This is a genomic window from Halorubrum sp. SP9 (assembly GCF_005435015.1).
Classification (GTDB): domain Archaea; phylum Halobacteriota; class Halobacteria; order Halobacteriales; family Haloferacaceae; genus Halorubrum; species Halorubrum sodomense.
Genome location: NZ_SGXU01000007.1, coordinates 68,614 through 82,313, shown reverse-complemented (window position 1 = coordinate 82,313; position 13,700 = coordinate 68,614). Strand labels below are relative to the sequence as shown.

Below are 13,700 nucleotides of genomic sequence, written 5' to 3'. Positions count from 1 at the left end.
CGGGTCGCCGCCGCGGGCGCCGCGTCCGACGGGGGTGACCGGTAGTGCGCCCCCTCGCCGTCGCGGGGGTGCTAGCGGTCGCCGTCGGCCTGCTCGCGGCGCTCGACCGCGGCGTGGCGTCGGCGATCTCCCCCACGTCGACCGTCGTCACGCTGATCGGCGTCCTCGGCGTGGTTCAGGGCATTCGGTACGCGAACGCGCGCCGAGAGCGACGGCGGGTCCCGGCGGATCCCGGAGACCCGGAGCGCCGCGCGCCGGCCGCGGTGCCCGGCGCGGCCCTCGACGAGCGAATCGCTCGGGCCGCCAGCCCGGCGCCCGGCGGCTATCGGGACCGCCGGGACCTCCGCGACCGGATCCGAGAGGTCTCGGTCACCGCCGTCGCCCGCGACCGCAACTGCTCTCGGGAGGCGGCGGCGGCGGCCGTCGACGACGGGACGTGGACCGACGACGGCGCCGCCGCCGCCTTCTTCGACACGCGGACCGCGTACCCGCTGCGCGTCCGCCTGTCCGCCGGGGTCCGGGGGCGGTCGAACTACTGGTACGGGCTCCGGGCCGTGATCGACGAGATAGAACGGATCGAGTCGCGGGGTGACGCGTGAGCGATCCGCGGGGAGCGGCCGTCGCGTCCGATTCGGACGCGTCGGATCGAAACGGGGAGAGCGACCCGAGCGCGGACGACGCGACCGGACGGGAGAGCGACCCGAGCGGACCGGAAGGCGACGCGACCGGACCGGAAGGCGACGCGGACGCGACGGAGTCCGTTGACGCGGCCGCGGCGGAGTCCGCCGGCGCCCCGACCGATCGGGAGTCTCGACGGGAGATCGAGACGGATCGCTGGCTGGGGATCGCGGGCGCGGCGCTGGCGCTCGTCGGCCTCGGCGTGCTCGTTCGGCAGTCGTCGCTGGTGCTCGCGGGCGCCGTCGGCGTCGGCTACGCCGTCTACGCCCGGGCCGGCGACGCGCCGACGCCGACGCTGGCGGTGACGCGGTCGGTGAGCGACGAGACGCCGGCGCCGGGCGACGAGGTGCGCGTCACCGTCCGCGCGGAGAACGTCGGAGAGGGTGCGCTCCCGGACCTCCGGCTCGTCGACGGCGTCCCGCCGGGGCTGGCGGTCGTCGACGGGCCGGCCCGAGTCGGGACCGCGTTGCGGCCGGGAACGGCGGTGACGTTCGAATACACCGTGCGCGCCGCCCGCGGCGATCACGAGTGGGAAGCGATGACCGCGATCACGCGCGACGCGGCCGGTGCGCGCGAGCGCACGACGGCCTTCGACGCGCCGACGGCGATCGCCTGTACCCCGGAGCTGTCCGCCGGCGGGGACCTCCCGCTTCGCGGGCTGACGACCGTCCACCACGGGAGGGTGCCGACCGACGTGGGCGGGGCCGGCGTCGAGTTCCACGCGACCCGGGAGTACCGCCGGGGCGACCCGCTCAAGCGGATCGACTGGAACCGGCGGGCGCGGACGGGGGAGCTGTCGACCGTCGAACTGCGCGAGGAGCGCGCCGCCACCGTCGTGCTGCTCGTCGACGCCCGCGAGTCCGCGTACGCCGCCGCCGATCCCGACGCCGAGACGGCGGTAGAGGCGAGCGTCTCGGCCGCCGGACAGGCGTTTTCCGCGCTGCTCGACGGCGGCGACCGAGTCGGGATCGCGGCGCTGTCGCCGCTGGACTGCTGGCTCTCGCCGGGGAGCGGAACCGTCCACGCGGCCCGCGGGCGCGAGACGCTGGCCACCGACCCGGCGCTGGCCCCGACCCCGAGCGACGAGCGGTTCTACCGGTCGCTGTGGCTCCGGCGGTTCCGGCGGCGGATCCCCGCCGACGCGCAGGTGCTGTTCTTCACCCCGCTCGTCGACGACACCGCGGCGTCGCTCGCCCGTCGGATCGACGCGCACGGTCACCTCGTGACGGTGCTCTCGCCGGATCCGACGACGACCGAGACCGCCGGCCAGCGGCTGACGACCTTCGAGCGCCGCCAGCGGTTACGGGCGCTTCGGTCGGCGGGGATCCGCGCGCTGGAGTGGGGCGACGACTCCTTCCCGGTGGCGGTCGCGGCCGCGACGAGGCGGTGGTCGCGATGAGCGACGCGGTTCGAGACGGGGAACGCGGAGCGAGCGGAGAGAGCCGCGACGACGCCGGCGCCGACTCCCACGAGATCGACGCGCGGCCGCCGACGGTCGCGATCGCCGCGAGCCTCGCGGCGGCGGGGGTCGCGGCGACCGCAGCGTCGGTCGCGAGCCCGACCGGCGGCGCGCTGCTCGGCGTCGCCGCGCTCGGGTTCCTCGGGGGCTCGCTCCGGGGATCGGTCCGAGTCCTGACGTGGGGCGCGGCCGTCGGCGTGGTCGGACTCGCGCTCGCGGGGTACCGGGGCGCTCCCCCCGAGGCGCTGCTCGTCGCCGCCGTCGGCCTCGCGGTCGCGTGGGACGTCGCCGACCACGGCGTCGGCCTCGGAGAGCAGGTCGGTCGGGGCGCCCGAGCGCGGCGGAACGTCGCGGTCCACGCGGGGTCGGGCCTGCTCGTCGGCGCGCTCGCGGCCGGCCTCGTCTACGGGGTGACGCTCGCGGTCGGCGGCGGCCAGCCGGTGGCCGCGCTCGCGCTGCTCCTGGCGGGCGGCATCGCGCTGATCTCGGCGCTGCGGTGACGGCGGGCGAACTCGCGGGGCGCTCGCGGCCGCGCGCGCCGGCGGAGCTAAACCCTTATCAGCGCGCGGCCGGCAGGTACGCTCGTATGAGCGACCTCCCGGACGACTTCGACTGTACGCTCACCAACTGGGAGTACATCTACGGGCTCTGCCGCAACGTCTCCGACGCGGTGAAGCGGGCCGACTTCGAGCCGGACGTGGTCGTCGCCCTGGCCCGCGGCGGCTGGTTCGCGGGGCGGTGCGTCTGCGACTTCCTCGGGCTCAACGACCTCACCAGCCTCAAGATGGAACACTACGTGGGGACCGCCGAGAAGAGCGGCGGGCCACAGATCCGCTACCCGATGCCCGAGGGGAGCGTGGAGGGGAAGGACGTACTCATCATCGACGACATCGCCGACACCGGCGGCTCGATCCGCCGCGCCGAGGAGTACGTCGAGGAGCGGGACGCCGCAGAGATCCGCACCGCGACGCTCCAGCTGCTCGGCACTTCGGAGTTCCAGCCCGACTTCGTTGGCGAGCGGCTCGAACAGTGGACGTGGGTCGTCTACCCGTGGAACTTCCTCGAGGACATGGTCGACCTCACGGAGGGCGCGATGGAGCGAGCCGACGAGTCGGCGTTCTCGCGGGAGGACCTGCGCCACTACCTGGAGGAGTACCACGGCATCGGCCGGATCGAGATGGAGGTCGCCCAGCCCGGCCGCCTCGACGAGGTTATCGAGGAGATGGTTCGGCGGGACGTGGCCGAACGGGCGGGCGATGACGCCTGGGCGCTTGCCGAGTAGCGGGTCCGAGCGATGGACGCCGCAGACGACGGGGCCGATGGAGGCGCGGACGACGATGACGGCCGCGACGACGCCCTCGACGCCGTGCTCGCCGCGTACGACCTGAAAGACGAGCGGCGCACCGGCTGGCAGCTCCGCGGGGTCGACGACCCCGAGTCCGTCGCCGCCCACTCGTGGGGGGGTCGCGTACCTCGTCGTCGCGCTCGGCGACCGGTTCCGCGGGGACCTCCCGAGTGTCGACCTCGACCGCGCCCTCCGGCTGGCGGTCGTCCACGACGTCGCCGAGGCGGAGACGGGCGACGTGGCGACTCGGGCCGCCGACGTCGCGGACCGCGGCGACGACGCGACCCGTCCCGACTCGACCGCGGACGCGGTCGACCGCGAGGCGAAGGTCGCCGCCGAGCGCGACGCGATCCGCGACCTCGCCGGCCCGCTCCCCGAACGCCTTCGAGACGCGTGGGAGGCGTACGAGGCCCGCGAGTCGCCGGAGGCGATTCTCGTCAAGGAGTGCGACCTGCTCGACACCTGCCTCCAAGCAGTTGTCTACGAACGAGGCGACCGGTACGACCCGGAGCGCGGCGACCCCGACGCGTTCCGCGAGTACGACGACCTCGACGAGTTCTTCGCGACGAGCGAGCCCCGGCTCCGGACCGAGACCGGCCGAGCGCTGTTCGCGGCGATCCGGGAGCGGTATCGGACCGCTCGGGACGGAGAGTGAGTTCAGTTCGACGCCCGCCACGCCGCCGCGGCCGCCTCGATCACCTCCAGCGCGTCTCGACTGCCGTTCGCGTCCCCCTTCTCGAACTCCTCCTCGGTCTGACCCATCTGGTTGGTCACGTGCGCGAAGCAGACGACCGGGCGGTCCCGGACCGCCGCGAACGCGTAGAGGGCCGCCGCCTCCATCTCGACCGCGAGGACCCCCTCGGACCGGGCGCGTTCGATCGCGGTCTCCGTCTCCCGGAATGGGGCATCCGTCGTCCACGTCGCCCCGGTGTACACCGGCCTGGACGCCGCCTCGCACGCGCGTTCGACCGGGTCCACAAGCTCCGGGTCGACGGAGGCGTAGCGGCCGGCCGACCGGTAGTGGTGGCTCGTCCCCTCGTCGCGGAGCGCGCGCTCGACGAGCACGAAGTACGGCGGGTCGTCTTTCGGCACGATCCGTCCCGAGGAGGTGACGCTCACGAGGAACTCGCAGCCGGCGGCGAACAGCTGCTCCGCGACGAGGACGGCGAACGACGCCCCGACGGCGCGGCCGACGATCCCGAACTCCTCGCCGTCTCGTTCGAACCGGTAGAGGTCCGTGTGGTAGCCGGGCCACGTCTCGTCTCGCTCCGCCGCTCCGGTCGCCGTCAGGTGGCGTACGACGTCGCCGTCCGGGTCGAGGACGCAGATCTCGGGGACCGGGCGCTCCGGGAGATCCTTCTGTCGCCGGGCGTTCTTCAGGAGGGCATCCGGATCGAAGACGGACGGCTCGTCGAACGCCTTCGCCTCGAAGAGCGGCGACGCGTCCGAGTCGGACGGGTCGGTCATATGAGTCGTGTTCGCCGAACCGACGAAAGGGGGTTACGGTCGCTCGACGACTCCGTGCCCTCGAACGGAAGCGGTTCCGTCGGCGCCTGAGGAGTTCGTCGGCGCCCGAGGGTCCCGCTTCCCGTCGCCGAACTAATCCGCGGCCCGTTCGGCCCGACGGGTCTCTTCGACCTCCAGCGGGTCGCCCGTCGACGTCGCGGTGACGAGTCGCAGGTACTGTCCCGCGCTCGTGAGCAGCTTGTTCTCCGCCTTCCGGAGGTGTTCCTCGTACGTCGAGCGGGCGACCGCCGTCTGATCGGCGAGCTCGCGCAGCGAGGTCTGGCGCGGCTGGGTGTAGTAGCCGCGCTCCAAGGCCAACTGGAGCGCCGCCAACTGTCGGTCGGTGAGGTCCTCGAACAGCTGGTTCGCCGGCGCCAGCATGCTGTGCGGGATCTGGGTCTCCGAGATCTCGGTCTTCGAGAGCAGCTCGATCTCCCTGTCGGCGCGCAGGTCGCCGAGCAGCGCTCGGATGTCGGCGCCGTCGAACGCGACCACCGTGTAATGCTCCCAGCCCTGCCGGTAGATGGTCGGCGACTGATACAGGCAGTTGTGCTTCTCGAAGCGATCGATAACGGACTCCTCGAGCGAGCAGAGACAGGACTGCGTGACGACGTGGTACCCGTCGTCGTCCGCGGACTCGTGGAGGACGGTTCCGATCTGATCTATCTCGTCGAGCAGCGCGTCCGTCGGCGTCGTCTCCGCGGTGATCTCGAGCACCTGACAGTCGCTCAGCGGCCACTCGCGGATGGTGAGATCCGGATGTCGCTCGGAGATCTCCCGGTACGGACACTCGTGTTTCACTCGGATCGAGGCCTCGTACAGGCTCATACGGAATTTTGGAACTAACACCCATTAACGGTGCTGGTCATGTCCGGCAGTGACCGTATCCCCTTCTCCCCGCTATACCGGTGTACGATGCAGGAGCTATCGCCGGACGCGCTCAGCGAACAGCTGCGAAACGACGACGAGGGGCCGCTCGTCCTCGACGTCCGTCACGAGGCGGAGTTCGAGGAGTGGCACATCCCGGGCAGCGTCAACGTCGACGTGTACGACGAACTGACCGAGGACCCCGACAGCGCCAAGCCGGCCCTCTCCGATCTCCCCGATGACGCGGAGATCGTGACCGTCTGCGCCGCGGGCGTCGTCTCACAGACGGCGACGGAGGTCCTCCGCGAGCTGGGCTACGACGCCGTGACGCTCGCGGACGGAATGAACGGCTGGAGCCGCGTCCACCGGCACGCGGAGGTCCCGGTCGACCTCGACGGGACGCTCGTCCAGGTCGCGCGTCCGGGGAAGGGATGCCTCTCGCACGTCCTCGTCTCGGCGGGCGAGGCCGCCGTCTTCGACCCGTCGCACTACCTCGACGAGTACGAGGCGATCCTCGACGAGCACGACGCCGATCTGGTCGGCGTCTTCGACACGCACGCCCACGCCGACCACGTCTCCGGCGCGGCGGAACTCGCCGACCGCTACGGCGTCTCCTACTACCTCCATCCGAAGGACGCGCTCGCCCTCGACGCGGCGCCGATCGAGGACGGGCAGACCGTGGCTGTCGGCAGGCTCGACGTCGAGGTCGTTCACACGCCCGGACACAGCGAGGGGAGCGTCTCGTTCGACGTCGGCGGCGCGGCGCTGCTCACCGGCGACACCCTCTTCCACGAGAGCGTCGGTCGCGTCGAACTCGGCGTCGAGGCCGGGATCGAGGACGCCGACGTCGAGGGGAACGCCGCGACGCTGTACGAGAGCCTCCGGCGGCTGCTGGACCGGCCGGACGACGCGGTCGTGCTCCCGGCGCACGACCCCGGCTCGCCCGAGCCGCCGGTGACCGCGACGCTCGGTGAGGTCGAGCGCCGGAACGCGGACCTCCGCCGCGACCGCGAGGCGTTCGTCGAGGAGCTCGCGTCGGACGTCCCGGACCACCCCCCGAACTTCGAGCGCGTCAAGCGCACGAACGTGGGACAGGAGTCGGTTCCGGCGGACGAGCTGGCCGAGCTGGAGCTGGGGCCGAACAACTGCGCGGCCGAGTGACGATGAGCACGGCAACCGACATCAAACAGGGGATCCGCGAACACCGCTGGCAGTTCTCGCTCCACGTCCTGCTGGTGTTCGCCACCGGCCTGACCATCGGGTCCGAGCGCACCGTCGTCCCCGCGCTGGGGGAGGACGTACTCGGCGTCGAGTCGTTCCTCGTGATCGGCTCGTTCGTCGTCTCCTTCGGGATCGTGAAGTCGATCCTCAACCTCTACGCCGGGAAGTGGGGAGAGGAGTACGGCCGCAGACCAGTGCTCATCGCCGGGTGGGTCACGGCGCTCCCGCTGCCGGTCATCCTCATCTTCGCCCCGAGCTGGGGCTGGATCACCGTCGGGAACGTCCTGCTGGGGATCAACCAGGCGCTGACGTGGAGCATGGCGATCAACGCCAAGATCGACCTCGCGAGCCCCGACCAGCGCGGCCTCGCGGTCGGCATCGACGAGTCGTTCGGCTACACCGGCGTGGCCGTCGGCGCCTGGGTGACGGGCGTCATCGCCAGCCGGTGGGGCCTCCGGCCGGAGCCGTTCTACTTCCTCGCTGTCGTCGTGGTCCTGGCGTTCCTCGTCTCGGTGTTCCTGATCAGAGAGACCGTCCAGTACGCGCAGGTCGAGGGGGGTGACGACGACCGCGACGCGAACCTCCCGTTCAACGAGGTCCTGAAGCGGGCGACCTACGGCGACCGGACGCTGTTCGCGGCGGCGCAGGCGGGCCACGTCGAGAACTTCGTCGACACGCTGTTCTGGATCGCCGTCCCGCTGTACCTGCTGAACCAGGGGCTCGACATCGCGGCGGTCGGGGCCGTGGTCGGCGTCCACAGCGCGATGTACTTCCTCCAGATCGGCACCGGCGGCCTCGCGGACCGGATCGGCCGGCGACCGCCGGTCGTCGCCGGGATGTTCCTGGCCGGCGCGGGCGTCCTCGGAATTGTCCTCGTCGAGGGATACCTCGCGTGGGCCGCGCTGGCCGGCGTCTCCGGGTTCGGGATGGCGCTTTTATACCCGAACCTGATGACCGTCCCGAGCGACGCGGCCCACCCGACCTGGCGGTCGGCCGGAATGGGGGTCTACCGAATGTGGCGCGACTCGGGCTACGCCGTCGGCGCGATCCTGATCGGGCTCGCGATGGAGTTCGTCAACGCCGAGGCGGCGTTCTACCTGACCGCCGTCCTGATGTTCCTCTCCGGCGCGATCGTGGTCGTCTGGATGGAGGAGACCCACCCCGAGTTCGGGACCCACGAGCCGCCCGCTCCAGCGCCGGAGCCGCCGACCGAACCGGCCGCAGGGGACTAGCCGGCGGTGGACGGTGGCGTGACCGAGAGTGGGTTCGACGATCGTCGTTCCCACAATCGACGTTCGTAGGCCCTCTACCCCTCGATTTCGCGCGAGGATGGTAAAAGGGTTAACGAGGGAGGTCCTCTCACGAGGTGAGCTTTCACCACGCATGTCTGACACCGATCTCGTAATCATCGGCGGGGGGATAAGCGGGGCGTCGCTTCTGTACACGGTCGCGAAGTTCACCGACGTCGACGACGTCACGCTGATCGAGAAGGAACGGGAGATCGCCGCGATCAACTCACACCGGACGAACAACTCCCAGACGCTCCACTTCGGGGACATCGAGACGAACTACACCCTGGAGAAGGCGGAGGAGGTCAAGGAGGGCGCCGAGCTGCTCGCGGGCTACCTCGAGGGGTCGGACCCCGACCGCGAGATGCACAGCAAGCGGAGCAAGATGGTCCTCGGCGTCGGCGACGAGGAGGTCGCCAAGTTAGAGGAGCGCTACCGCGAGAACGGGTTCGGCGACCTGTTCCCGAAGCTGCGCGAGATCGGCCGCGAGGAGATCGCCGAGCTGGAGCCGAAGGTCGTCGAGGGGCGCGACCCCGACACGGATCTGAAGGCGCTCCAGACGCCCGACGGCTACGTCGTCGACTACGGCGCGGTCGCGGAGTCGTTCGTCGACGCCGCCCGCGAGGAGGACGGCGTCTCCGTCCACCTCGGGACGACGGTGACGGGCGTCGACGACCGGGGCGACGGGTTCACGGTCGACACCGACGACGGCGAGTTCGACGCCGAGGCGGTCGTCGTCGCGGCCGGGTCGCACAGCCTCCAGTTCGCCAAGGAGATGGGGTACGGCGAGGGGATGTCGCTGCTGCCGGTCGCGGGGAGCTTCTTCCTCGCGGACGACCTGCTGAACGGGAAGGTGTACACGCTCCAGATGAAGAAGCTCCCGTTCGCGGCGGTCCACGGCGACGCCGACGTCCACGACGGGAGCGTCACCCGGTTCGGCCCGACCGCGAAGCTCGTGCCCGCGCTGGAGCGCGGCCACCTCTCGACCGTGAGCGACTTTGTCGACGTGTTCGGGTTCAACCCCGACTCCGTGCTGAGCTACGTCAACATCCTCTCTGACCGCATCCTCTTCCCGTACGTCGTGCGCAACCTCGTGTACGACCTCCCGGTGGTCGGCAAGCGCGCCTTCCTGCCGGACGTCCAGAAGGTCGTTCCGAGCGTCGACCTCGACGACATCGACCGCGCGAAGGGGTACGGCGGCGTTCGCCCCCAGATCGTCGACACCGAGAACAGGGAGCTGGACATGGGCGAAGCGAAGATCGTCGAGGACGGCATCCTGTTCAACATCACCCCCTCGCCCGGCGCGTCGACCGCGCTGAAGAACGCGATGACGGACGTCGAGACCGTGCTCGGCTTCTTCGAGGACGAGTACGAGTTCGACGAGGCCGCCTTCCGCGACGCGACTATCGAGAACTTCCCGCGGCCCGACGGGGAGGGTGACGCCACCGCCGACGCGGACGACCGCGTCCCCGCCGAGGCCGACGACTGATCCGTCCGGGGACCGGCCGGTCCTTCGCCGCCATCCGTCCGAGTAACGAACACGGCTCTAGGCGCGCGCTTCCTCCGTGACCTCTCGCACGAACGCCTCCCTGAGCACGCGGATCGCCCGCCGCTTCGTCCCGTCGGGAACGAACACGAAGGGGATCGGCACGTCGAACGCGCGGTCGCCGTACAGCCCCCAGTCGGCGACCGACCGCGTCGTCCCGCCGTACGCGATGGGGATGTCCTCCAGCTCGTCGGGGTCGTAGGCAGGGACGTACGAGCGGTCGATCCACACCTCGTGGACCGGCACGTCGAGGGCGTCGGCGAGGAGTCGCTCCAGGCGGTCGTCGCCGGCGGTGAGCCAGTCGGTGAACGCGTCGAGCGGGTCGCCGTCCACCGGGAGGTCGTCGTCGAGGTCGCCGCCGACCCGGTCGGCGAGCGCGATCCGGTGTTTCCAGCAGGTGGCGGGGAAGCGCCGCCCGCGGAAGCGGTCGTACATCGACGCGAGCGTCGAGTCGGGGTTCTCGCGGGCGGCGACCCGGAGCCGTTCGAGCACCGCGTTGTCGTCGAGCTCGCGGTCTAGGATGCCGTCGACCGTGACGGGACTCTCCCCGGTCTCGGCGGCGTACTCCCCCAGCAGCGCCTGGAGGAGCCGGTTCGCGTACACCGACTTGTGGTGCTGGGTGACCCACATGTATAACGCGATCCGCCCTTCGAGGTAGTTGCCGATGGTCGACAGCGCCTTCTCCGAGAGCGCGAGACCCTCCTCGGGGTGGGCGGTGTACGCGTCGACCATGCGCTCGACGTCGAAGCTCAACACGCCAGCGCCCGTCATCTCGTTGTCGCGGGTGATGTAGTCCAGCCGGTCCACGTCGATGGGGGAGTGGAGCAGCTGCGCGCCGACGCCGTACTGCCACGGCTCGCCGCGCTCGTACGCGAGGCTGTAGCCGAGCACGTACGCGCACACCTCGAAGGGGTCGACGTCGAACGCGCGGAGGGCGTCGCCGTACTCCTCGACGATGATCACGCAGCCGAGCAGCTCGTGCGGGTTCGCCGAGCGGAGCGGGGCGCCGCCGACGCCGGCCGCGTCGAAAGCGTCGACCAGGCCGGTCTCCGCGACGCGCTCCCGGAGGGCCCCCTCGTCGAGGAACCCCTCGGAGAGGTGCGAGAAGGGCGGGTGGCCCACGTCGTGGAGCAGGCAGGCGCACTCCAGCGTGCGCTGTATCTCCTCGAGTTCGTCGACCGCGGCGTCCCGGGTGAAGTACGACTGTCGGCGGAGGTTCTCGAAGACGGTCCGCCCGAGGTGGTAGACGCCGAGCGAGTGCTCGAACCGGGTGTGGTTGGCGCCCGGGTAGACGAGGTGGGTCGCAGAGAGCTGTCGGACGTACCGCAGCCGCTGGAACGGCCGCGTGTCGACGACGCCCTCGACGAGCGCGTCCGGCAGCTGGATGTAGCCGTGGACGGAGTCTTTGATCTGGGTCGTGGGCATCGATTGTGGGCACCACAGCCTCCCGCGTCCTGCCTCTTTCGGTCGTCGCTCGGCGCCGTGCTCCCTCGGCCCCGGGAACGCCGCGATTCCCACCGCATAAATGCGAGCGCACCGAGCCACGCGTATGGAATCGGACGCCGCCGACGGAACGGACGCGCGGTCGGGCGCCACCGACGGAGCCGACTCCTCGCTCGTCGATCGCTGGACCGCGCTCGATCGCGGCTGGCAGGCGCTCGCGTTGGGGCTCGGGATCGTCGCCGCGCACCTCGTCGGACAGGCGCTGTGACGGGAATCGCGGCGGCGATCCGGGCGTACCTGCCCGGCCTCGCGCTGCTCGCGGGCGGCGCCGTCGCGGCGACGGTCGTCGCGGGCGCCGTTCCCGGGATCCAACCGCTCGTCGTCGCCGTCGCGATCGGCGTCGGCGTCGGGAACTCGGTCGGAATCCCCGAGGTCGCGGAGCCGGGCGTCGGCGCCGACAAGCTGTTCTTGGAGACCGGGATCGTGCTGCTCGGCGCGGCGGTCGCGGTCGAGGAGTTCCTGGCCGCCGGCCCGACCGTCCTCGGTCTCGTGGTGGCGTTCGTCGCGGGCGGACTCCTGTTCGCGGAGGTCGTCGCGCGCGTCCTCTTCCGGATCGAATCGCCCACCTCCTCGCTGCTCGCGGCCGGCGCGAGCATCTGCGGCGTCTCCGCGGTCGTCGCGATCGGGAGGGTGCTGGACGCCCGCGGGGCCTCGATCACCTTCGCGGCCGCGACGATCCTCCTGTTCGACGCGGTGACCCTCGTCGCGTTCCCGCTGGCGGGCGAGTGGCTCGGCCTCACCGGCCGGCAGTTCGGCGTCTGGGCGGGCGTGAGCATGTTCTCGACCGGCCCCGTCGCGGCCGCGGGGTTCGCCTACTCCCCCGAGGCGGGCCAGTGGGCGACCGTGACGAAGCTGGCGCGCAACTCGCTGCTCGGCGGCGTCGCGGTCGCGTACTCGGTCGCGTACACGGCTCGCTCCGCGGCGGATCCGGGCGTGCGACGGCTGTGGGCGGAGTTCCCGAAGTTCCTCCTCGGCTTCCTCGCCGTCGCGGCGGTCGCCAACAGCGGACTGCTCTCGCCGGCCGCGCTGGCGTCGATCGGGCGGGTGTCGGACGCGCTGTTCGCGCTCGCGTTCGTCGGCCTCGGGCTCTCGATCCGGATCGACGACATGCGCGCGGTGGGCCCCGCGCCCGTCGGCGCGGTGTTGGTTCACTTGCTCGTCGTGAGCGCGGTCGCGCTCGCGGCCGTGCGCTGGCTGCTGTGAGCGGACCGAGGCCCCGAGCGACGGGGTTCGGTCCGTATAAGTGGCGAGCGGGCGCACTCCGGGTATGGGAACCATCGGCTTCATCGGCGGCAGCGGCATCTACGACGCGCTCCCCCTGAACGACGTGCGCGAGGTCGAGTACGACACGCCCTACGGCGCGCCGAGCGACGCGGTGACGATCGGTGAGTTCGCAGACACGGGCCGCGAGGTGGCGTTCCTCCCGCGCCACGGCTCGGACCACGGCGCCTCGCCGACGGACCTCCCGTACCGCGCCAACATGTACGCCCTCAAGAAGGCCGGCGTCACCCACGTGTTCGCGTCGAACGCGGTGGGGAGCCTGAAGGAGGAGCTCGAGCCGGGGACGCTCGTCGTCCCGGACCAGATCTACGACCGGACGAAGGGCCGCGAGCTCTCCTTCTACGGCGACGGGGTCGTCGTCCACCAGCCGTTCGCGGACCCCTATAGTCCAGAACTCGTCGACCACCTCACCGAGGCCGCGGAGTCCGCGGTGGGCGCCGACGGGGACGCCGCCGACACGAAGGTCGTGAAGGGCGGTACCTACGTCTGTATCGAGGGGCCGCAGTACTCGACGCGCGCGGAGTCGGAGTTCTACAAGCGCCAGGGCTGGGACCTCGTCGGCATGACCGCGATCCCGGAGGCGAAGCTGGCCCGCGAGGCCGAGATCGCGTACGCGACGATCGCCGGCGTCACCGACTACGACGTCTGGAAGGCGGACAGCGAGGTGACGCTCGAAGAGGTCCTCGAAAACGCCGAGAAGAACCAGAAAGCGATCAAGGCCGCCGTCGAGGAGGCCGTACGGTCGCTCCCCGAGGATCTGGAGTGCGACGCGCACACGTCGCTGGAGGGCACCGTCAACACGCCGACCGAGGCGATTCCGGAAGAAACCAAAGAACGCGTCGAGCCGCTGCTGGGCGATTATTTATAAATAGACGAGGCGGTGGCGCGCGCCTGCGAGCGGCCGCCCTCGGCGGCCGCGAGACAGCACGCGCGAGGGACGCCGCGAACGCCCGCAGGGCGTGAGCGGCGAGGCTGGGGAGGTGTGAGGCTGCGGTGCGGTCGCTG

The 13,700-nt window shown here is 71.3% G+C and carries 13 protein-coding genes and 1 pseudogene; 11 read left to right on the top strand and 3 right to left on the bottom strand.

The window, feature by feature from the left end; translation table 11 throughout:
• Positions 1–44: 44 nt before the first annotated feature.
• The 5 genes and pseudogenes from EXE45_RS06125 to EXE45_RS06105 all read left to right on the top strand — a co-directional run bounded on the left by EXE45_RS06125 (position 45) and on the right by EXE45_RS06105 (position 4,137).
• Positions 45–599 (top strand): hypothetical protein, encoded by a 555-nt coding sequence (locus EXE45_RS06125; RefSeq protein ID WP_137693811.1) that lies wholly within the window; start codon positions 45–47, stop codon positions 597–599.
• The gene (locus EXE45_RS06120; protein WP_137693810.1) at positions 596–2,077 is read left to right on the top strand and encodes a DUF58 domain-containing protein; all 1,482 of its coding nucleotides are present in this window, start codon (positions 596–598) and stop codon (positions 2,075–2,077) included. The genes EXE45_RS06125 and EXE45_RS06120 overlap by 4 nt, the downstream gene beginning before the upstream one ends.
• Positions 2,017–2,637: a hypothetical protein gene (locus EXE45_RS06115; protein ID WP_137693809.1), complete on the top strand. Its 621-nt coding sequence runs from the start codon at positions 2,017–2,019 to the stop codon at positions 2,635–2,637. Before EXE45_RS06120 ends, EXE45_RS06115 begins: the two co-directional genes overlap by 61 nt.
• A gap of 86 nt (positions 2,638–2,723) precedes the next feature.
• On the top strand, positions 2,724–3,419 hold the full coding sequence (locus EXE45_RS06110) for a phosphoribosyltransferase (protein WP_137693808.1): 696 nt from the start codon (positions 2,724–2,726) through the stop codon (positions 3,417–3,419).
• 12 nt (positions 3,420–3,431) lie between these two features.
• Positions 3,432–4,137, top strand: a pseudogene (locus EXE45_RS06105) (HD family hydrolase).
• Positions 4,138–4,139: 2 nt separating this feature from the next.
• Here EXE45_RS06105 and EXE45_RS06100 read toward each other — a convergent pair.
• Positions 4,140–4,949, bottom strand: coding sequence for a nucleoside phosphorylase (locus EXE45_RS06100; protein ID WP_137693807.1), 810 nt, complete (start codon positions 4,947–4,949; stop codon positions 4,140–4,142).
• A gap of 132 nt (positions 4,950–5,081) precedes the next feature.
• Complete coding sequence (locus EXE45_RS06095; RefSeq protein WP_092920945.1) at positions 5,082–5,816, bottom strand: helix-turn-helix domain-containing protein; 735 nt, start codon at positions 5,814–5,816, stop codon at positions 5,082–5,084.
• Between the two features lie 87 nt (positions 5,817–5,903).
• Between EXE45_RS06095 and EXE45_RS06090 the strand changes: the two genes are divergently transcribed.
• The 3 genes from EXE45_RS06090 to EXE45_RS06080 all read left to right on the top strand — a co-directional run bounded on the left by EXE45_RS06090 (position 5,904) and on the right by EXE45_RS06080 (position 9,854).
• Positions 5,904–7,016: an MBL fold metallo-hydrolase gene (locus EXE45_RS06090; RefSeq protein ID WP_092920944.1), complete on the top strand. Its 1,113-nt coding sequence runs from the start codon at positions 5,904–5,906 to the stop codon at positions 7,014–7,016.
• Between the two features lie 2 nt (positions 7,017–7,018).
• Positions 7,019–8,308, top strand: coding sequence for an MFS transporter (locus tag EXE45_RS06085; RefSeq protein ID WP_137693806.1), 1,290 nt, complete (start codon positions 7,019–7,021; stop codon positions 8,306–8,308).
• A gap of 151 nt (positions 8,309–8,459) precedes the next feature.
• A complete protein-coding gene (locus EXE45_RS06080; protein ID WP_137693805.1) occupies positions 8,460–9,854 on the top strand; it encodes an FAD-dependent oxidoreductase in 1,395 nt (464 codons plus the stop codon).
• 57 nt (positions 9,855–9,911) lie between these two features.
• Here the strand turns inward: EXE45_RS06080 and EXE45_RS06075 are convergent, their stop codons facing one another.
• Positions 9,912–11,336: an HD domain-containing protein gene (locus tag EXE45_RS06075; RefSeq protein WP_092920941.1), complete on the bottom strand. Its 1,425-nt coding sequence runs from the start codon at positions 11,334–11,336 to the stop codon at positions 9,912–9,914.
• A 124-nt stretch (positions 11,337–11,460) separates the two neighbouring features.
• Here EXE45_RS06075 and EXE45_RS20360 point away from each other — a divergent pair, with 124 nt between their 5' ends.
• The 3 genes from EXE45_RS20360 (at position 11,461) to mtnP (ending at position 13,563) form a co-directional block, all read left to right on the top strand.
• A complete protein-coding gene (locus EXE45_RS20360; protein WP_199233597.1) occupies positions 11,461–11,622 on the top strand; it encodes a hypothetical protein in 162 nt (53 codons plus the stop codon).
• Entirely contained in the window at positions 11,619–12,617 is a 999-nt protein-coding gene (locus EXE45_RS06070; protein ID WP_092920940.1) for a YeiH family protein, read from the top strand. Before EXE45_RS20360 ends, EXE45_RS06070 begins: the two co-directional genes overlap by 4 nt.
• A 64-nt stretch (positions 12,618–12,681) precedes the next feature.
• A complete protein-coding gene (mtnP, locus tag EXE45_RS06065; protein ID WP_137693804.1) occupies positions 12,682–13,563 on the top strand; it encodes an S-methyl-5'-thioadenosine phosphorylase in 882 nt (293 codons plus the stop codon).
• The last annotated feature ends 137 nt before the right edge of the window (positions 13,564–13,700 follow it).

What these genes read in the sequence shown, in the direction of transcription:
- EXE45_RS06110 (WP_137693808.1), top strand. Translation starts at nt 2,724, where the DNA reads ATGAGCGACCTCCCGGACGACTTCGACTGTACGCTCACCAACTGGGAG.
- EXE45_RS06100 (WP_137693807.1), bottom strand. Translation starts at nt 4,949, where the DNA reads ATGACCGACCCGTCCGACTCGGACGCGTCGCCGCTCTTCGAGGCGAAG.
- EXE45_RS06095 (WP_092920945.1), bottom strand. Translation starts at nt 5,816, where the DNA reads ATGAGCCTGTACGAGGCCTCGATCCGAGTGAAACACGAGTGTCCGTAC.
- EXE45_RS06090 (WP_092920944.1), top strand. Translation starts at nt 5,904, where the DNA reads ATGCAGGAGCTATCGCCGGACGCGCTCAGCGAACAGCTGCGAAACGAC.
- EXE45_RS06085 (WP_137693806.1), top strand. Translation starts at nt 7,019, where the DNA reads ATGAGCACGGCAACCGACATCAAACAGGGGATCCGCGAACACCGCTGG.
- EXE45_RS06080 (WP_137693805.1), top strand. Translation starts at nt 8,460, where the DNA reads ATGTCTGACACCGATCTCGTAATCATCGGCGGGGGGATAAGCGGGGCG.
- EXE45_RS06075 (WP_092920941.1), bottom strand. Translation starts at nt 11,336, where the DNA reads ATGCCCACGACCCAGATCAAAGACTCCGTCCACGGCTACATCCAGCTG.
- EXE45_RS20360 (WP_199233597.1), top strand. Translation starts at nt 11,461, where the DNA reads ATGGAATCGGACGCCGCCGACGGAACGGACGCGCGGTCGGGCGCCACC.
- mtnP (WP_137693804.1), top strand. Translation starts at nt 12,682, where the DNA reads ATGGGAACCATCGGCTTCATCGGCGGCAGCGGCATCTACGACGCGCTC.